At 68.3% G+C, this 19,030-nt stretch carries 15 protein-coding genes, 1 tRNA gene and 1 riboswitch; of the genes, 7 read left to right on the forward strand and 9 right to left on the reverse strand.

The annotated features are described in order from the left end of the window. Positions 1-300: 300 nt before the first annotated feature. From BLP62_RS05310 to BLP62_RS05340, 7 genes are all read left to right on the forward strand, one after another. Positions 301-2,079 (forward strand): ABC transporter ATP-binding protein, encoded by a 1,779-nt coding sequence (locus BLP62_RS05310; protein WP_093006601.1) that lies wholly within the window; start codon positions 301-303, stop codon positions 2,077-2,079. A gap of 78 nt (positions 2,080-2,157) precedes the next feature. Continuing rightward, positions 2,158-3,534 carry an FAD-binding oxidoreductase gene (locus BLP62_RS05315; RefSeq protein ID WP_093006603.1) on the forward strand — a complete coding sequence of 459 codons (1,377 nt, stop codon included), beginning with the start codon at positions 2,158-2,160 and terminating at the stop codon, positions 3,532-3,534. Between the two features lie 9 nt (positions 3,535-3,543). Beyond that, a tRNA-Met gene (locus BLP62_RS05320) sits at positions 3,544-3,620 on the forward strand. 51 nt (positions 3,621-3,671) lie between these two features. After that, a complete protein-coding gene (locus BLP62_RS05325; protein WP_093006605.1) occupies positions 3,672-3,911 on the forward strand; it encodes a 4a-hydroxytetrahydrobiopterin dehydratase in 240 nt (79 codons plus the stop codon). 11 nt (positions 3,912-3,922) lie between these two features. Beyond that, complete coding sequence (locus BLP62_RS05330; protein ID WP_093006607.1) at positions 3,923-4,300, forward strand: acyl-CoA thioesterase; 378 nt, start codon at positions 3,923-3,925, stop codon at positions 4,298-4,300. Beyond that, entirely contained in the window at positions 4,284-4,595 is a 312-nt protein-coding gene (locus tag BLP62_RS05335; RefSeq protein ID WP_093006609.1) for a DCC1-like thiol-disulfide oxidoreductase family protein, read from the forward strand. Before BLP62_RS05330 ends, BLP62_RS05335 begins: the two co-directional genes overlap by 17 nt. Continuing rightward, the gene (locus BLP62_RS05340; protein ID WP_093006611.1) at positions 4,588-5,382 is read left to right on the forward strand and encodes a DNA-formamidopyrimidine glycosylase; all 795 of its coding nucleotides are present in this window, start codon (positions 4,588-4,590) and stop codon (positions 5,380-5,382) included. The genes BLP62_RS05335 and BLP62_RS05340 overlap by 8 nt, the downstream gene beginning before the upstream one ends. Positions 5,383-5,417: 35 nt before the next feature. On the opposite strand, the gene BLP62_RS05345 is transcribed toward BLP62_RS05340, so the two are convergent. From BLP62_RS05345 to fabZ, 9 genes are all read right to left on the reverse strand, one after another. Beyond that, complete coding sequence (locus tag BLP62_RS05345; protein WP_420918351.1) at positions 5,418-6,905, reverse strand: ABC transporter permease; 1,488 nt, start codon at positions 6,903-6,905, stop codon at positions 5,418-5,420. Position 6,906: 1 nt separating this feature from the next. Next, the gene (locus tag BLP62_RS05350; RefSeq protein ID WP_093006613.1) at positions 6,907-7,941 is read right to left on the reverse strand and encodes a thiamine ABC transporter substrate-binding protein; all 1,035 of its coding nucleotides are present in this window, start codon (positions 7,939-7,941) and stop codon (positions 6,907-6,909) included. Between the two features lie 31 nt (positions 7,942-7,972). After that, positions 7,973-8,065, reverse strand: a riboswitch (TPP riboswitch). Between the two features lie 14 nt (positions 8,066-8,079). Then, positions 8,080-8,928 (reverse strand): alpha/beta fold hydrolase, encoded by an 849-nt coding sequence (locus BLP62_RS05355; RefSeq protein ID WP_093006615.1) that lies wholly within the window; start codon positions 8,926-8,928, stop codon positions 8,080-8,082. Beyond that, positions 8,898-9,137, reverse strand: coding sequence for a hypothetical protein (locus BLP62_RS05360; RefSeq protein WP_093006617.1), 240 nt, complete (start codon positions 9,135-9,137; stop codon positions 8,898-8,900). Before BLP62_RS05360 ends, BLP62_RS05355 begins: the two co-directional genes overlap by 31 nt. Then, the gene (locus tag BLP62_RS05365) at positions 9,134-9,712 is read right to left on the reverse strand and encodes a fuculose-1-phosphate aldolase (RefSeq protein ID WP_093006619.1); all 579 of its coding nucleotides are present in this window, start codon (positions 9,710-9,712) and stop codon (positions 9,134-9,136) included. Before BLP62_RS05365 ends, BLP62_RS05360 begins: the two co-directional genes overlap by 4 nt. A gap of 123 nt (positions 9,713-9,835) precedes the next feature. Further along, complete coding sequence (rpoC, locus tag BLP62_RS05370) at positions 9,836-14,410, reverse strand: DNA-directed RNA polymerase subunit beta' (protein ID WP_093006621.1); 4,575 nt, start codon at positions 14,408-14,410, stop codon at positions 9,836-9,838. 14 nt (positions 14,411-14,424) lie between these two features. Then, positions 14,425-17,784: a DNA-directed RNA polymerase subunit beta gene (rpoB, locus tag BLP62_RS05375; RefSeq protein ID WP_093006623.1), complete on the reverse strand. Its 3,360-nt coding sequence runs from the start codon at positions 17,782-17,784 to the stop codon at positions 14,425-14,427. Positions 17,785-17,963: 179 nt separating this feature from the next. Continuing rightward, the gene (locus tag BLP62_RS05380; RefSeq protein ID WP_093006625.1) at positions 17,964-18,602 is read right to left on the reverse strand and encodes an RNA-binding protein; all 639 of its coding nucleotides are present in this window, start codon (positions 18,600-18,602) and stop codon (positions 17,964-17,966) included. Beyond that, a complete protein-coding gene (gene fabZ / locus BLP62_RS05385; protein WP_093006718.1) occupies positions 18,603-19,028 on the reverse strand; it encodes a 3-hydroxyacyl-ACP dehydratase FabZ in 426 nt (141 codons plus the stop codon). Positions 19,029-19,030: the final 2 nt, after the last annotated feature.

Genomic DNA, 19,030 nt, shown 5'->3' on the forward strand with positions numbered 1-19,030 from the left:
GCTGGCTATGGAGCCGAGGGAAAGAGCGAGTCTGGGGCCGCTTGTGGTGCGGGCGGTGACCAGAGCCATCACCAGGGCGGCCAGGAAGGTGAGGCGCCTGAGGTCGGCCTTCCAGTATCGCTTCAAGGCGTTGATGAGTGGGGTAAGCTGTTCCATGGGGACCACCTCCTATGGGTACCTGCCCATCCACGTGGGCGCAGGTCCATCCTAAAGGGGTGGTCCCACGTTTTGACGTGTACTGAGCCCCCGTACACAGACTCTTACACATAACTCTTGACACGACCCGTCCGCAGGAGGTGGTTGGGGCTGGGTAAAAGACCCCTTTGGTACTTGCTGCTCCCTGCGTTGCGGCACATCTTCCGCGCAAGCCCCAGGGAGAGCGCCCTTTTGCTTGGGCTCCTGGCCCTGGGAGGGCTTGTGCCAGTGGCGGTTCTGGGCTTCACCCGTGCCCTGGTGGACCAGCTGGCGACCACACTGGGGGGTAGCCCCTTTACCCCAACCCTCCTTTGGCCGCTGGTGGGGTTAGCGCTGGCTTTTGGCCTGGACTTCCTCCTCACCCCTTGGGTGGCCTACCTGCAAGGTTCGGTGAACGAAAAGCTCACCGCTCGGGTTCACCTGCTCCTCATGGAGAAGGTGGCCGGCACGCCGGACCTGACCCCCTTTGAGGATCCCCGCTTTCACGATGAGCTTCAGGTGCTACGCGACCAGGCCCCTTACCAGCCCCTCAACCTGCTGGTTTTCCTGGGCAACGCTTTCCGGGAGGTCCTCGCCGCTCTCGGGGTTCTTCTCCTGCTATTTGGGCTGGCGCCTTTCTTCCCCTTACTCCTGCTTTTGGCCACCCTGCCCCAAGCCTGGCTCACCTTTCGGCTCCAGAAGGGGGTGTGGGAGGCCCTACTCTTCGGGGCCCCCGAGGCCCGGCGAATGCGCTATTTCGCCGAGGTGCTCTTGAGCCCCGAGACTGCCAAAGAGGTGCGGTTATTCGGTCTTTTGCCCTTCTTCCGCAGACGTTACCTCGAGGCCTTCCATAGCCTTTACCAAAGCCTGCGCCGTGCTCGAGGCCGCCAGGCCCTAGGGACCAGCCTGCTGGTGCTACTGAGCGCCCTTTTCACGGCTCTTGCCCTCTTCTTGGGGCTGCGCCAGACCCTCTTGGGAGGGAGCCTGGGCAGTCTGGTGCTCCTCTTGCAGTCGGTGGGAAGCCTCCAGCAAAACCTCTACGCCCTAGTCCAGGACGGGGGCATGCTGTACGAAAGCCTGTTGTACTTTGAAAAGCTGGAAAGCTTCCTAGCCAGGCCCGCTTCCATGGCGGAGACTGGCCCGGGCAGGAAGGTCCAGGGTTTTGAGGAGATCCGGTTTGAAGGGGTGGGGTTCTGCTACCCCAACGGAAAGCGGGCGCTTGCGGGAGTCTCCTTTGCCCTCCGACGGGGGGAGCGCCTGGCTTTGGTGGGGGAAAACGGGGCGGGCAAGACCACCCTGGTAAAGCTCCTCCTCCGCTTCTACGACCCCACGGAGGGCCGCATCCTGGTGGACGGGATTGACCTCCGGGAAATAGACCTGAAGGCCTGGCGCGCCCTCATCGCCGCAGTCTTCCAGGACTTTGGCCGCTACGCCCTAACCCTCGAGGAAAACGTCGCCCTTTCCGACCCGGACGTGAAGCCCGACCCTAACCGTGTCGCAGAGGCCTTACGCTTAGGCGGGGCCTGGGAGCTCCTCCAGCGGCTTGGCCCCCAGGCCCTCCTGTCCAAGGCCTTTGGCGGCACAGAGCTTTCCCTGGGGGAGTGGCAACGAGTCGCCCTCTCGCGGGCCTTCTTCCGCAAGGCCAAGCTTTTGGTCTTGGACGAGCCTACGGCCTCGCTGGATCCCAAAGAGGAGGCCCACCTCTACAGGCGCTTCGCCGAGATGGCCGGGGGTAAGACGGTCATCCTCATCACCCACCGCCTGGGTTCGGTACGCATGGCGGACCGGATCCTCGTCCTCCAGGAAGGCCGGTTGGTGGAGGAAGGGACCCATGAGGAGTTGTTGCGGAGGAAGGGCGCCTACGCCGAGCTTTGGCGGCTCCAGGCCCAACTTTACGAAACCTGAGGGGATCTTGACCGGGGTGAGGCTTCCCCTTCCCCCTGGGCGCGGTCCCCTTCCTGGGCAAGGCGTAAACTCAAGGGCGTGGACAAGCTGGAAGCCCTAAAGCGCCTCTTCCCGGGGAAGGTGGACCTCTCGGAAAGCGAGCGCCTGCGCCACGGGAGGGACGAGGGCTATCCCGAGGCGAGGCCCGTTCTGGCCGTGGTCTACCCCGAGGGCGTGGAAGACGTGCAGAAGGCCCTCCAGTGGGCCCGGGCGTGGGGCGTGGCCGTGATCCCCTTCGGGGCGGGGACGAGCCTCGAGGGCCACCTCTACCCCGTCAGGGAGGCCATCAGCCTGGACCTGAGCCGGATGAACCGGGTCCTGGAGGTGAGGCCCCAGGACTTCCTTTGCGTGGTGGAGCCCGGCCTCACCCGCAAGGCCTTAAACGAGGCCCTGAAGGGCACGGGCCTCTTCTTCCCCGTGGACCCGGGGGCGGACGCTTCTTTAGGAGGCATGGCGGCCACGAACGCCAGCGGCACCACCACGGTGCGCTACGGGGGGATGCGGCAAAACGTCCTGGCGCTCCAGGTGGTCCTGGCAAGCGGCGAGGTCTTAGAGCTCGGGCGGGGCGTGCGCAAGACCTCCGCAGGCTACGACCTCAAGGACCTCTTCATCGGAAGCGAGGGCACCTTAGGGGTCATCACCCGCCTCACCCTTAGGCTCCACCCCCTCCCCGAGCACGTCCACACCCTAAGGGTCTTCTTCCCCGGGGTGGAGGAGGCGGCGGAGGCGAGCTACCGGGTCATGGCCTCGGGGCTTCCCGTGGCAAGGCTTGAGCTTCTGGACGAGCTCGCCATGCGGGCGCTGAACCGGTACCTAAAGGCGGGCTTCCCCGAGCGCCCGGCCCTCTTCCTGGAGTTCCACGCCTCCACCAAGGAGGCCCTGGAGGCGGAGAGGGCCCTCGCCCTGGAGCTCGTGCGGGAGGCGGGGGCCCTCGAGGTGGAGGCGGCCAAAACGGAGGAGGAGAGGCGCCGCCAGTGGGAGGCCCGGCACCAGGCCTACTGGGCCTTGGTCCACCTCTTCCCCGGCCACCGCTTCGTGATCACCGACACCGCCGTCCCCCTCTCCCGGCTTCCCGAGATGGTGCGCTTCGCCCAAGGGCTCCTAGGGGAGATGGGCCTCACCGGGAACATCCTGGGCCACGTGGGGGACGGGAACTTCCACACCCTGGTCCCCACTCTCCCCGAGGACTACCCCAAGGCCGAGGCCTACGCGGAAAGGCTCGTGGAAAAGGCCCTGGAGCTTGGGGGCACCTGCACCGCCGAGCACGGGGTGGGCCTCAGGAAAAAGAAGTTCCTCCCCAAGGAGCATGGGGCTTCTTTAGATTGGATGCGAAAGATCAAGGCCCTCCTGGACCCCGAGGGCCTCCTGAACCCGGGCAAGGTGCTTGACATAAGCTCCCCTTCCGGCTATAGTTAAGGATGGCGACGCGGGGTGGAGCAGCCTGGTAGCTCGTCGGGCTCATAACCCGAAGGTCGCGGGTTCAAATCCCGCCCCCGCAACCAAACCCTCCCCCGGGCACTTTAGGCCCGGGGGTTTTGCCCTAGGCTGAGGGCATGGACTGGGAGGAGCGGGAAAACCCCAAACGGCTCGTCAAGACCTTCGCCTTCAGGAACTTCCGGGAGGCCCTGGACTTCGCCCACCGGGTGGGGGAGCTCGCCGAACGGGAGAACCACCACCCCCGCCTCACGGTGGAGTGGGGGAAGGTCACGGTGGAGTGGTGGACCCACACGGCGGGCGGGGTCACGGAGAAGGACCGGGAGATGGCCCGCCTCACCGAGGCCCTCCTGGGGTAGCCTGAAGGGGTATGGAGGCGCGGACCCTAGAGCTCGTCTTCCCCGAGCACACCAACCCCCTGGGGGCCGCCTTTGGCGGCTTCGTCCTTGGGCTCATGGACAAGGTGGGCTCCTACGCCGCCGCCCGGAGGGCCAAGAAGCCCGTGGTCACCGTGGCGGTGGGGAGCGTGGAGTTCAAGGTGCCCATCCGCACCGGGGACCTCCTGGAGGTGGTGGCCCGGGTGGTGCGGGTGGGGCGCACCTCCCTCACCGTGGAGGTGGAGGTCTACAAGGAGCGCTTCGGGGAGGAGAACGGCCGGGTGCTCGCCACCAAGGGGACCCTCACCTACGTGGCGGTGAACGAGAAGGGAGAACCGGTGCCGGTGGAGGCCCATGCGGGTGCTGATTGACGGGGCCTGCCCCCTCTGCCGGGCCCTGGGGCGGGGCCTGAAGGCCTTGGACCTCGGGGGCACCCTCCGGGTGGAAGCCCTTCAGGAAGCCCGGGACCTCCCCCAGGCGGAACTCCTCCAGGCCCTCCACGTCCTGGAGGGGAAAAGGGCCCACCGGGGCTACGCCGCCCTTTTGGCCCTGGCCCGGAGGCTTCCCCTCCTCTGGCCCCTTTACCCTTTCCTTCTCCTCCTCGTCCCCTTCGGGGTGGGCGAGGGGCTTTACCGCTTCTTGGCCCAAAGGAGGCGGCGTGCCTGAGCTCCCCGAGGTGGAGACCACGAGGCGGAGGCTCCTCCCCCTCCTCCTGGGGGAGCGCCTCCTGGAGGTCCGCCACCAGGACCACCTGCGCTACCGCCACACGGAGCGGGCGGCGGGCAGGCGGATAGAGGGGGTGGAGAGGCGGGGGAAGTTCCTCCTCCTCCCCCTCTCCGGGGGCCTGGAGCTGGTGCTCCACCTGGGGATGACCGGGGGGTTTCGCCTCGAGCCCACCCCCCACACCCGGGCCCGCTTCCTCCTGGAGGGCCGAACCCTCCACTTCCACGACCCCCGGCGCTTCGGGCGCATCTGGGTGGTGGAGCGGGGGGACTACCGGGAGATCCCCCTCCTCCTCCGCCTCGGCCCCGAGCCCCTCTCGGAGGCCTTCGCCTTCCCCGAGTTCTTCCGGGGGCTGAAGGAAAGCTCAAGACCCCTCAAGGCCCTCCTCCTGGACCAGACTTTGGCCGCCGGGGTGGGGAACATCTACGCCGACGAGGCCCTCTTCCGGGCGGGGCTTTCCCCCTTGCGCCGGGGGAAGGAGGTGGGGGAGGAGGAGGCGAGGAGGCTCTTCCAGGCCCTCCGCGAGGTCCTCTCCGAGGCGGTGGCCCTTGGGGGGAGCACCCTTTCCGACCGCACCTACCGGCAGCCCGACGGCCTCCCTGGGGGCTTCCAGGAGCGCCACGCCGTCTACGGCCGGGCGGGCCTCCCCTGCCCCCGGTGTGGCCACCCCGTGGAAAGGCGGGTGGTGGCGGGCCGGAGCACCCACTTCTGCCCCCGGTGCCAGGGGTGATGGGTGCCCGTAGGGAGAAGCCTCTTTTGGGGTACTTAGCGGAAGCCCCCCCGGCCCCGGTCCAAGAGGTAGAAGAGGGCGGTGGAAAGGAAGGCGAGGAGGGCGGAAAGGGCCAGGGCCTCCCGGTAGGGCCCCTCTCCGGGCCTTCCCAGGCGCTCGTAGATGGCCAGGGTGAGGGTGGTCCACTCGGGCCGCCACAGGACGAGGCTCGCCCCGAACTCGCCCAAAAGGGCGGAAAGGGCCAGGGCGCTTCCCGAGGCCAGGGCGGGGAGGAGGAGGGGAAGCTCCACCCGGAGGAAGGCGCGAAGAGGCGTGGCCCCCAGGACCCTGGCCGCCTCGAGGAGGCTTGGGGGGAGGCTCCTTAGGGCCGGGAGGAGGGCCCGGGCCAAAAGGGGGTAGGCCAGGAGGGCGTAGGCCCCCAGGAGGAGGGGGAGGGAGCCCCGAAGCCCGGGGTAGGCCAGAAGGTAGCCCAGGCCCACGGCCACCGGGCTCACCATGAGGGGGAGGAGGCCCAAGAGGTCCAAGCCCGGGCTCCCCCGGGCCGCCACCCCGTAGGCCACCCCCAGGGGCAGGGCGAGGAGAAAGGCCAGGAGGGCGAAGCGGAGGCTGTTGCCCAGGGCCTGGGGAAGGGGGGTGAAGTCCTGGGAGCCCCAGGCCTGGGCCAGGGCCTCGAGGCGCACCTCCGCGAGGAGGGCGAAGAGGGGGGCGTAAAGGAGGAGGAACAAGGCCCCCATCCCCAAGGCCAAGGCCCAGGGGCGCCGGGAGGGGAGGAGCCTGGAAGGCCCCAGGGGATAGGCGGGAACCCTCAGGTAGAGCCAGGCCAAAAGGCCCAGGGTCAAAAGCTCCAGGAGCATGAGGCCGCTGGCCTCGGCGAAGGCCAGGCGCTGGGCGAGGAGGGTGTAGACCTCCACCTCGAGGGTGGCGTACCTGGGCCCCCCCAGGAGGAGGGGAACGCCGAAGGCGGAAAAGGTGTAGAGGAAGACGAGGAGCCCCGCGGAGGCCAGGGCGGGGAGGAGGAGGGGAAGCCCCACCCGGAGGAAGGCGCGAAGGGGCGTGGCCCCTAAGACCCTGGCCGCCCCCATGGGGCCCTCCAGGCGCAGGGCCACGGGGAGGAGGACGCGGAGGGCCAGCCCCAGGTTGTAGAAGAGGGCGGCGAGGAGAAGGAGGGCCTTCGTGCCGTAGAGGTCCACCCCCAAGACCCCCCTGGGCCCCAGGAGGGCCAAAAACCCCAAGGCCACCACCGGGGTAGGAAGGACGAAGGGCAAGGTGGCCAAGGCGAGGAAGCCCTCCCTAAAGGGAAAGCGCCTTCGGAAGAGGAAGGCCAGGGGAAGGGCCAAGAGGAGGGTGAGGAGGGCGGAAAGGAAGCCGTACTCCAGGCTCCACAGGTAGCGCCCCCAGTAGTAGGGGTTGGTGAGGGCCCGGGAAAACCCCTCCCCTACCCCCAGGGCCAGGATCCGCCCAAAGGGGTAGAAGAGGGCCAGGCCCAGGAAGAGGAGGAGGAACCCCCCCGCCAGCCGGACCACCCTACCGCCTCGCCCGGCGCACCGCCTCGGGGCTTTGCCCCTGCAGGACCACCTTGGTCCACTCCTCTATCCAGCGCTCCCGGTTTTGCGCCATGACCTTGGGGTCCAGGCGCACGCTCCCCAAAGGCTCAGGGGCGAAGCGGAAGACCTCGGGGAGCCGGGCGTCCCGGCGGGCGGGGTACATCCACATCTCCGTGGGCAGGTTCTCCTGCACGGGCTTGGAGAGGAACCAGTCCACCACCTTCCTCGCCCCCTCCAGGTTCTTGGTGCCCTTCAGGATGCCCACGAACTCCACCTGGAAGAAGGCGAGCTCCGGGAAGAGGTTGCCCGTGGGCGGCTCCTTGTACTTGCCCTCGGAGTAGTAGACCTCGGCGGCGGGGGAGGTGGCGTAGGAGACCACCAGGGGGCGGTCCCCCTTGTAGAGGCTGAAGTGGGTGTAGTAGGCCTCGCTCCAGCCCTTGGCCACCCGCACCCCGCCGTCGCGGAGCCTCGCCCAGAAGTCCAGGTACCCGTCCTCCCCGAAGCGGGCCACCGTGGCCATGAGGAAGGCGAGCCCCGGGGAGCTGGTGGCGGGGTTTTGCACCACCAGAAGCCTGGCGTACTCGGGCCGGGCCAGGTCCTGGGGGGTCTTGGGGAGGGGTCTTTCCCGGAAGAAGGCCCTGTCGTAGTTCAGGCTCACCCAGCCGTAGTCCACGGGAAGGGCCCGGAAGGTGGGGTCCAGGAGGAGGGTGGCCTTGAGGTTACGGACCTCCGGGCTCCGGTAGGGGAGGAGAACGTCGGCCTCGAGGGCCCGGGAGAGGAAGGTGTTGTCCACCCCGTAGATCACGTCGGCGATGGGGGCCCCCTTGGTGAGGATGGCCCGGTTCAGGACCTCCCCGGCGTCCCCGGCCTTGAGGAACCGGAGCTTTAAGCCCGTATCCCGCTCAAACCGGGCGATGAGCCCCTTGTCCAGGGAGAAGCTCTCGTGGGTGAGGACGGTGATCTCCTGGGCAAAGCCGAAGGCCAAGGCCACCGCAAAGACCAAAAGGCGCAACATAAAAACCCCCTGCCACCGGGGTTCGCGGAAAGCTTCCTTTCCGTCACCTTCCCTACGCCGGCATTACCCGGATCAGGTTCCAAGGGTATCTCTCAGCCCTTTTTGGGCACCCCCGGTGACGCCCTAAGCTTAGCACCCCTACCTGGCCTCCGCCAAGGGCAAGGCGGCCAGGGCTTCCCGGAAGGCCCCTTCAAAGGCCTCCGGGTGGTCTATCCAGGGGAAGTGGCCCGCCCCGGGGACCACGTGGATGGGGGCCTTGAGGCGCTCGGCCACCTCCTCGGCGTAGGGGTAGCTGGTGCCGTCCTTCTCCCCCACCACCAACGCCACCGGCCTGCGGCCAGGGGAAAGGTAGGGGGTGTAGTCCAGGCGCCAGAGGCCGTTTTGCAGGAAGGCCAGGGCGGGGGCCTCGGGGCCCACGATGCCCGAGCCCTCCACCACCCACTCGTACTCCAGCCGGCCCCTCGGGCTCGGGAACATGAGGCGGTCAAAAAGGGCCTTGGGCTCGGCCTTCTCCAGGGCCTGGCGGAGGTTTTCCTCGGGGTCTGGGAGGGGGGAAAGCCCCGCCGCCTCCGCCAGGCGGGCGGCGAGCCAAGGGAAGCTGACCCAGGGGCCGAGGAGGATGGCCCCTTCCACCTGGGGAAAGCGCCTGAGGGCCTCCAGGGCCACCACCGCCCCGAAGCCGTGGGCCAGAAGGCCGAAGCGCTCTAGGCCCAAAGCCTCCGCCAGGAGGAGGGTGTCCTCCACCAGGGCGTCTATGGTGAAAAGCCTGGGGTCTGGGGGAAGCTCCAGGCTCCGCCCCGAGCCCCGCTGGTCAAAGTAGACCACCCGGAACCCCTCCAGGTAGTCCTGGAGGCCCTCCCGGAGGGGGTAGGCGTTGCCCCCGGGCCCCCCGTGGAGGACGAGAAGGGCCGGGGCGCTTTCGTCCCCTACGTCCTCCACGTAAAGCTCCGCCTCCCCTACGGGGATGTAGCCGATTTCCTCCCGCATCCCCTATACACTACCCCATCCCGCAGGCGGAAGGCCCAGACCCTGACCCCAAGGACCTCCCGGGCCCGCGCCTCCGCCTCCGCCGAGGCCCCGAGGACCTGGAGCAGAAAGACCCCTTCCCCCTCCAGGAGCCAGTAGGGGTGGGGAAGCTCCCGGGCCAGGGCCAGGAGGGGAGGAAGGTCCTTGCCCTCCACGAAAAGCACCCTCATCCTCGCCCCCAAAGGCGGCGGTAAAGGAGGATCTCGGCGCTCTCCTCCAGGGTGGTCATGAGGCTGTAGGCCTGGAGAAGGGCCTCCTCGGGCTTCTCCTTGCTCCCGAGGGCGAAGGCCCCGTGCCCCCGAAGGAGGCAGACCGGGTGGCGCGCCAGGGCCTCGGCCACGCTCAAGGCGGCCTCCTCCGTGGCGGAGACCGTCTTCGGGGCGAGGACCGGCACCTCCTTGAGGTAGTACTGGCCCTCGAGGTCCAGGGGAAGGATCCGGTCCAGCTCCAGGGAAAGGGCCACGGCCACCCGGGGGTGGGCGTGGACCAGGGCCTGGGCCCCGGTCCTCCGGTAGACCTCCCGGTGGATCACGCTCTCCACGCTCGCCCCCTCGGGGATGGGCCCTTCCAAGGGCACCTCCAGGAGGTCCTCCGGGGTGAGGTGGGCCTTCTGCACCCCGCTTTTGGTGATGAGGAAGCCCTCCTTGGTGCGCACGGAGAAGTTCCCCGCCGTGGCGGAGATGAGGCGCTGCCGGAAGAGGTCCTCCCCCACCTGGCGAAAGGCGGTGAAGACGCGGGCCAGCATGGCTCCATTATGCACCCTGGCTTCCCCTTCCCTTTGGGCCCGGGGAAGCCCCATGCGGGCCTAAACCCGCATGGGGCTTGGGGTTTTGGGCCCCCGCTTTGGCGAAAGCCAGAGCAGGGTACCTTAGGCCTGCTTCCCCGGCTGCTCCCGGCGGGGAGCCCGGCGGACCGGGGCCTCCCGGGTGGCCTCCACCGCCTCCTTGCGGGCCTCCTCAATGGCCCTCAGGGTCTTCTGGTCCACCACCTGGGTGAAGCGCACGAAGTCCGAACCCGTGCCCGCCGGGATCAGGCGGCCCAGGATGACGTTCTCCTTGAGGCCGATGAGCTCGTCCTTCTTCCCGGCGATGGCCGCCTCGGTGAGGACGTGGGTGGTGTTCTGGAAGCTCGCGGCGGAAAGCCAGCTCTTGGTGGAGAGGGCGCTCTTGGTCACCCCCATGAGGAGGGGCTTCCAGGCCACGGGCACCTTGCCCTCGGCGATGAGGCGCTCGTTCAGGGCCTCCACGTCCCACCTCTCCAGGACCTGGCCCTCGAGGAGGCGGCTTTCCCCGGGGTCGGTGACCTCCACGTACTTCAGCATCTGCCGCACCACGATCTCAATGTGCTTGTCGTGGAGCTTCACCCCCTGGGCCCGGTAGACCTTCTGGATCTCCTCCACCAGGTAGCGCTCCACCGCCTCGGGGCCCCGGGCCTCCAGGAGCTGGTGGGGGTCAATGGCCCCGCGGGTGAGGGGCTGGCCCGCCTCCACGTAGTCCCCGTCCTTCACCAGAAGGCGCGCCTCCTTGGGGAGCTTGTACTCCTTGGAGAAGCCTTCGGACTCCACGAAGACGGAAAGCTTCTCCTCTGTCTCCTCAATGCGCACCACCCCGTCAATCTCGGAGATCACCGCCTTGGCCTTGGGCCTGCGGGCCTCAAAGAGCTCAATCACGCGGGGCAAGCCCTGGGTGATGTCCGTGCCCGTGGCCACGCCCCCCGTGTGGAAGGTGCGCATGGTGAGCTGGGTGCCGGGCTCCCCGATGGACTGGGCGGCGATGATCCCCACCGCCTCCCCGATGGAGACGGGCCGGGCCATGGAGAGGTCGTAGCCGTAGCACTTCTGGCAGACCCCGTAGCGGGTCTGGCAGGTGAGGGGGCTACGCACGGGCACTTCCCGGATCTCCCCGGCCTCCGCGGCCTTGATGAGGAAGTGGACGTCCTCCAGGGAAAGGTGGCGGCCCTCCTCCAGCCGCCGGCCCAGGACCTCCACCTCCCGGGCCAGGACCCGGCCGTAAAGCCCCGCCTCAATGTCCGAGCGCTTCCTGAGGCGCAAGGAGCGGGTCACCTCGTCGGGCTGGAAGAGGGGCACGGAAATGTAGTTGGTGGTGCCGCAGTCCGCCTCCCGCACCACGATCTCGTGGGCCACGTCCACGAGCTTGCGGGTGAGGTAGCCGGAGTCCGCGGTGCGGAGGGCGGTGTCCGCCCCGCCCTTGCGGGCCCCGTGGCTAGAGATGAAGTACTCCAAGACGGTGAGGCCCTCGCGGAAGGAGGAGCGCACGGGCACCTCAAAGGTCTCCCCCGAGGGCTTCTGCATGAGGCCGCGCATGCCGCAGAGCTGGCGGATCTGCTGGGGGTTGCCCCGGGCCCCGGACTGGGCCATGACGTAGAGGGGGTTGAAGGGGTAGTTCTCCTCAAAGTTCTTGAAGACCGCCTGGGTGACCTTCTCCGTGGTCTCCGTCCAGAGCTGGATCACCTGGTCGTAGCGCTCCCGGTCGGTGAGGAAGCCCATCTCGTAGGCCTGCTCAATCTGGCGAAGCTTCCGGTCGGCCTCCTCCAGGTACTTCTGCTTCTCCTCGGGGATGACGGCGTCGTCAATGCCGATGGTGATGCCGCTCGTGGTGGAGAGGGTGAAGCCGTAGTACTTGAGGGCGTCCAGGAGGCGGGCGGTCTTCTCTATGCCCAGGCGCAGGAAGGCCTGGTAGACCAGGTCCTTTAGGGAGTTCTTCTCCTGGGGCACGTCCAGCTGGATGAGCTCCTGGGCCACCTTCTCGTCCCCCACGGCCTCGCCCACGATGCGGGCGAAGAGGATGCGGCCCGGGCTCGTCTCCAGGCGCTTGCCCAGGTGGCGCACCGTGACCACGTCCTGGAGGTCCAAAAGCCCGTGGGCCACGGCGAGAAGGGCCTCGTCGGGGTTGGCGAAGACGAACTTGAGCCGGCCCACGCTGGTCTCCTTCCCCGCCACCTTGATGGGGGCGTTCAGGGCCACCTCCCCCCGCTCGTGGGCGGCCAGGGCCTCCTCGGGGGTGGCGAACTCCAGGCCCGCCCCCTTCTTCTCCCGGCGCACCTGGGTGATGTAGTAAAGGCCCAGGATGATGTCCCGGCTGGGCTTGGCCAGGGGCTCCCCGGAGGCCGGGGAGAGGAGGTTGTGGGCGGAGAGCATCTGGACGCGGGCCTCGGCCTGGGCGAAGGAGGAGAGGGGGACGTGGACGGCCATCTGGTCCCCGTCAAAGTCGGCGTTGAAGGCCTCGCACACCAGGGGGTGGAGCTGGATGGACTGCCCCTCCACCAAGACGGGCTGGAAGGCCTGGATCCCCAGGCGGTGCAGGGTGGGGGCGCGGTTTAAGAGGACCACCTTACCGTGGATCACCTCCTCCAGGGCGTCCCACACCTCGTCCTTGATGTCCCGCTGGCGCTCCAGCATGCGCCGCGCCGCCTTGACGTTGGGGGCGATGCCCTTCTCCTCCATCTTCTTGAGGAGGAAGGGCTTGAAGAGCTCCAGGGCCATGCGCTTGGGAAGGCCGCACTGGTGGAGCTTGAGCTGGGGCCCCACCACGATGACGCTTCGGCCCGAGTAGTCCACCCGCTTGCCCAGGAGGTTCTGGCGGAAGCGGCCCTGCTTGCCGGAGAGGACGTCGGTGAGGCTACGGAGGGGCCGCTCGGAGCCAGGGTTGGTCACGGGGGTGCCCCGGCGGCCGTTGTCAATCACCGCGTCCACCGCCTCCTGGAGCATGCGCTTCTCGTTGCGGATGATGATCTCCGGGGCCCCCTGGGCGAGGAGCTTCTTCAGGCGGTTGTTGCGGTTGATGAGGCGGCGGTAGAGGTCGTTGAGGTCGCTGGTGGCGAAGCGCCCCCCGTCCACCTGGACCATGGGGCGGAGGTCCGGGGGCAGGACGGGGACGGCCTCGAGGACCATCCACTCCGGGCGGTTGCCGGAGTCCAGGAAGGCCCGCACCACCTCCAGGCGCTTCCGGGCCTTGGCCCTACGGGCCCGGGAGGGGTGCTTCATCTCCTCCAGAAGCTCCTTCTCCAGGGCCTCGAGGTCCAGCTCCTTGAGGAGCTGCTGGATGGCCTCGGCCCCCATGCGGGCGTCAATGTCGTAGGACTCCACCACCCGCACCACGTTGCGGACCAGGTCCACCTCCACCCGGCCGTAGATCTCGCTCTTGACCTTGCCCCCGTCCGCCAAGACGTCCCCCGGGGCCACCCGGTCCCCGGTGGAGACCTCCACGTCGTCCTCAAAGGGGTAGACCCGGGCCTTGACCACCAGGAGGCTTGCGGGCTCGTGGAGGTGGACCACGCCCTCGGCCTCGGCGATGACCTCCTCCTCGGGGTCAATGGCCGCCACGATCTTGTCCCCCGGCTGGACCCTGCCCCCCTCGGGCACCACCACGTTCATGTGGGGGGCCACCCGGTAGTCCTTGGGCTCGGTCCACTCCAGGAAGAGGGTGAGGTAGACCGCCTCCCCTTCCTCCTCGGCCTCCACCTCCTTGACGGCCATGTGCCGGGGGAGGCGGAGGAGGCCCTTCCCCTCCGCCAGAGGCTGGCCCTTCTCCACGATCTCCCCGTGGACCACGAGGGGCGTCATGCCCACGGGGAGGAGGTAGCGGGCCACCACCTCCTCCCCCTGGCGGAGGTAGAGGAGGGCGCCCTCCGAAAACTCCCTAAGCTCCACCACCCCCTCCTCCTCCGCCCGGAGGAGGTAGGGCTCGGAAAGCTCGGCCAGGACCTCCCCCGGCTTGTAGCTTTCCTTCTCCACCCAGGCGGAGAGGGGAAGGCTGAGGGCGGCCCGCTCCTTGTAGAGGTAGTCCACCCGCACCCGGCGCGGGAAGCGGTAGAGGACCACCCCGTCCATGCGGCTCACCACCCCGGGGGCGAGCTCCTGGCCCTTCACCACCTCCTCCCCGTCCTTCACCAAGGCGTCCACCCCCACGGGCAGGGGGTAGGTCTCCTGCTTGCCGTAGCGGAGCTCCCGGTACTCCTCATCGGTGAGGAGCTGGCGCTTCTCCACGGGAACCCCGTTCAGGACGGCCCCCTTGGGGTCCAAGACGATGTACTTGTTGAAGTAGAGCACCTGCTCCAGCTCCGTGGCGGAGAGGTCCAAGAGGGTCCCGATCTTGGAGGGGACGTCCTTGACGAACCAGATGTGGGCCGCGGGGGTGGCGAGCTCAATGTGCCCCATGCGGTAGCGGCGGACGATGCTCTTGGTCACCTCCACGCCGCAGCGCTCGCACACCTTGCCCTCAAAGCGCTGGCGCTTGTACTTCCCGCAGGCGCACTCGTAGTCCTTGGTGGGGCCGAAGATGCGCTCGTCAAAGAGGCCGTCCCGCTCGGGCTTGAGGGTGCGGTAGTTAATGGTCTCGGGCTTCTCCACCTCCCCGTAGCTCCAGGAGCGGATCTTCTCCGGGGAGGCCAGGGCGATGCGGACCTTGCGGACTTCCTTTTTCATCTTTCCTCCGGGGCTTACCTCTTGGACGCCAAGCCTTCAAAGATGTCCACGGGGTTGTCCTTCTCGTCCAGGGTCTGGACGTCTAAGGCCAGGGCCTGAAGCTCCTTCACCAGCACGCGGAAGGACTCGGGCACGCTGGGCTCGGGCACGTCCTCCCCCTTGATGATGGCCTCGTAGGCGGCGTTTCTGCCCTCAATGTCGTCGGACTTCAGGGTGAGCATCTCCTGCAGGGTGTGGGCGGCCCCGTAGGCCTCGAGGGCCCAGACCTCCATCTCCCCGAAGCGCTGGCCGCCGAACTGGGCCTTGCCCCCCAGGGGCTGCTGGGTGATGAGGGAGTAGGGGCCGGTGGAGCGGGCGTGCATCTTGTCCTCCACCATGTGGTAGAGCTTCATGATGAACATCTGCCCCACCACGATGGGGCCCTCAATGGGCTCGCCGCTTCGGCCGTCGTAGAGGACCACCTTGCCCTGGAGGAAGAGCTCCTTGAGCTGCTCCTCGGGGCTTCGGCCAGGGCTCACCAGGCCGAGCTTTTCCGCCCGGGCCAGGACCTCCAGCTCCCGCTTGTCCACGCCGAAGCCCTCCTCCTTGCGCCGGCCAAAGTAGAGGTCAAAAGCTTCGGCCAGAAGGGCCTTGATCTCGGGCTCCGTGGCCCCGTCAAACACCGGGGAGATGTAGCGCTGGCCCAGGAAGTAGCCGGCGAGGCCCAGGTGGGTCTCCAGGATCTGGCCCAGGTTCATGCGGCTGGGGACGCCCAGGGGGTTCAGGATGATGTCCACGGGGGTGCCGTCCGGCAGGTGGGGCATGTCCTCCACGGGGAGGATCTTGGCCACCACGCCCTTGTTCCCGTGGCGGTTGGCGAGCTTGTCCCCCACCTGGAGCTTGCGCTTTTGGGCCACGTAGACCCGCACCACCTCCCGCACCCCGGGCTTGAGCTCCACCCCGGGGTCCCCCCGGCGCAGGCGCAGGCGGCCCACCACGATTCCCCCTTCCCCGGGGGGCACCCGGAGGGAGGTGTCCTTCACGTCCCGGGCCTTCTCCCCGAAGATGGAGCGGAGGAGCCTCTCCTCCGGGGAAGGCTCCTGCTCGCCCTTGAAGCTGGTGCGGCCCACCAGGATGTCCCCGGGCTTGACCTCGGCCCCGATGCGCACGATGCCCTCCTCGTCCAGGTCGCGAAGGGCGGCCTCGGAGAGGTGGGGGATGTCCCGGGTGATCCGCTCGGGGCCGAGCTTGGTGTCCCGGGCCTCAATCTCGTAGCGCTCAATGTGGATGGAGGTGTAGAAGTCCCGCTTGAGGAGCTCCTCGCTGATGACGATGGCGTCCTCAAAGTTGTAGCCGTCAAAGGGCATGATGGCCACCAGGACGTTCTGCCCCAGGGCCAAAAACCCCTCCTCGGAGGCGGGGCCGTCGGCCAGGAGGTCCCCTTTGCGCACCCGCTGGCCCACCACCACCCGGGGGCGCTGGTCCAAGGCGGTGCCCTGGTTGGAGCGGGCAAAGCGGCGCAAGGGGTACTCCACCAGGCGGCCGTCCTCGTAGCGCACGGCGATGCGGGTGCCGTCCACCTTGACCACCTCCCCGTCCTCCTCGGCGTAGAGGGCGGCCAGGGAGTCCCGCACCACCCGCTCCTCGAGGCCCGTCATCACCACGGGGGCCTGGGCCCGGATGAGGGGCACCGCCTGGGTCTGCATGTTGGAGCCCATGAGGGCCCGGTTGGCGTCGTCGTGCTCCAGGAAGGGGATGAGGTTGGTGTTCACGGAGAAGACCTGCTTGGGGGAGACGTCCATGAACTCCACCTCGTCCGGGGAGACGATCACGGGCTCCCCCTTCCTCCGGGCCACCACCCGGTCGGTGGCGATGCGGTCGCCCTCCAAGGGGGTGTTGGCCTGGGCGATGGTGTAGCGGTCCTCCTCGGTGGCCGTCATGTAGACCACCTCCTCGGTGACCACCCCGTCCTTCACCCGGCGGTAGGGGGTGCGGATGAAGCCCAGGTCGTCCACCCGGGCGTAGGCCGCCAGGGAGGTGATGAGGCCGATGTTGGCCCCCTCGGGGGTCTCCACGGGGCAGATGCGTCCGTAGTGGGTGCGGTGGACGTCGCGCACGTCAAACCCCGCCCGCTCCCGGGTGAGGCCCCCAGGGCCCAGGGCGGAGATGCGGCGCTTGTGGCGCAGGGAGGAGAGGGGGTTGGTCTCGTCCTTGAACTGGGAAAGCTGGCTCCGGCCGAAGAACTCCCGGAGGGCGGCCTCCAGGGGGCGGCTGTTCACCAGCTTGGCCGGGGTCAGGGCGTCCGGAGAGCCCATCAGCATCCGCTCCCGCACCCCCCGGGCGAGGCGGGCCAGGCCCACCCGGAACTGGTCGGCCATGAGCTCCCCCACGGTGCGGATGCGGCGGTTGCCCAGGTGGTCAATGTCGTCCACCTCGTGGCCCGGGACCCCGGCGGTGAGGGCGAAGAGGTAGCGCAGGGTGGGGAGGAAGACCTCGTCCTTGAACTCCCCCTCCTCAAAGCGCACCAGGGTGCGGCCTGAGAGGCGGATCCCCAGCTTCTCCTCCGCCTTGTAGCGGCCCGCCTCCCCCAGGTCGTAGCGCCTGGGGTCGGCCAGGAGGCCGAAGAGGTAGGCCAGGGCCTTGTCCTTCTTGGGGGGGTCGCCCGGGCGGAGGAGGGTGAAGAGGCGGACCATGGCCTCCTCGGGGCGCATGGCGAAGACGCCCTCGTCCATGAGGCCCTGGACCAGCTCCCCGTAGGCCCCAAGCTCCCGGGCCAGGGTCTCCTGGTCGTAGCCCAGCACCCGCAGGAGGAGGACCAGGGGGAACTTGCGCTTGTTGACCTTCATGGAGACGACCCCGTTCGCCTCCACCTCGAGGTCAATCCAGGGCCCCCGCTTGGGCAAGGGGATGATGCTGGCGATGTAGCGGCCGGGCCGGGCGGGGTCGGGGGTGAAGTAGACCCCGGGGGAGCGGTGAATCTGGGAGACGATGACCCGGTCGGCCCCGTTGATGATGAAGGAGCCGTCCTCGGTCATGAGGGGGATGTGCCCGAGGAAGACCTCGTCCTCCTTGATGAGGCCCGTGTCCTTGTGGATGAGCTGGAGCTTGGCGTAGAGGGGCGCCTGGTAGGTGAGGTCCTTCTCCCGGCACTCCTCCTGGGAGAAGGGGGGGTCGCCGATGCGGTACTCCAGGAAGTCCAGCACCAGGCCGCCCTTGCCCTTGTCCCCCTCCTCCACGGGGAAGGTCTCTTTGAAGGCGGCCTGGATGCCCACGTCCTCCCGCTTCTCGGGGGGCACGTCCGCCTGGAGGGCCTTCCGGTAGGAGGCTACCTGGATTTCCGTAAGGGGGGGTAGGGGAATGACCTCTCGGATGCGACCGAACCGCTTAATCTCCATGCGTCACCTCTATTGGGAAAAGCGGGCCGCCCGAGGTAAGCTAACAGGGTTCTTCCGCAAGGGGCCTTCCCCTTGCGGCGGCTGGCTCTTACCGTGCTCCCTTGGCCCGACCAAAGAGCACAAACCTTAGCCTATACGGCACACCCTAATCCCGTCAAGCCTCGCGCCCAAAGCCTCCTCTAGCGCTCCACCTCCACCTTGATTTTATAGTTGCCCCGCACGGTTTTGCCAAGCACCTCCAAGAGGGTGAGGCTTCCCAGGCCCTCGGCCAGGAGGACGTCCCCCGGGGCCATCTCCTCCTTGGGGGAGGCCACCTTGCCCCGAAGCCGCACCTTCCCCGCCTTCGCCCCTTGGGCGAAGTAGGTGCGGGACACGCCAAACCCCTTGGCCCCCACGGCGTCCACCCGCAAAGAGGGCACCACCAGGGTGCGCACCCGCTCCCTGGGGGGCCGCAAGGCCCCCTCCGGGGGAGGGAGGAGGCGGTAGCCCTGGGCCTCGAGGGCCTTCCTGCCCTGGGGAAGGAGGGCCACCAGGTACCCCTCCTCCCAGGGCTCCACGTCCCCCAGGGCCTCCCCCAGGTCCAAAGGCTCCTTCTCCAGGAAGAAGACGGCCACCGGGTCGTGGACGGAAGGGACCTCGGGGGGGTAGAGGACGGCCACCTTGCGCTCGGCCAGGGGAAGCCCCCCGAAGAAGGCCACCCGGATCCCCTCCTTCTCCGCCAGCTGGGCGAGGGTTTGCTGCTCCTCGGGGGTGAGGAAGCCCGTCTGCACCACCCGCCCCCCCCGCGCCCGCTTGAGGTAGGCCAGAAGGTCCGCCACCTACCCCTCCCTTAGGGCGAAGCTCAAGGTGGCGCTCGCCCTTTCCTCCCCCTCCACCAAGGCCCGCGCCGCCACCTTGCCGAGGCCCCTCCGGAAGAAAAGGAGCTCCCCTTCTAGGATGAGGGTGTCCCCGGGGACCACGGGCTTTTTGAAGCGGGCCTCCTCCACCCCCACCAGGAAGACCAGCCCCCCGGGCTTGAAGCCGGGCTGGCGGGCGATGGTCCCCACCGCCGCCTGGGCCATGGCCTCGAGGATCAAGACCCCGGGCATGATGGGGTAGCCGGGAAAGTGGCCCTGGAAGTGGGGCTCGTTGAAGGTGACGTTCTTGAGGGCCCTAAAGCGCTTCTCGTCCGCCTCCAGGACCCGGTCCACGAGGAGGAAGGGGTAGCGGTGGGGAAGGAGCTTCAGGATCTCCCCGATCTCCACGG

Origin of the sequence: Thermus arciformis (assembly GCF_900102145.1) — a bacterium.
GTDB classification, from domain to species: domain Bacteria; phylum Deinococcota; class Deinococci; order Deinococcales; family Thermaceae; genus Thermus; species Thermus arciformis.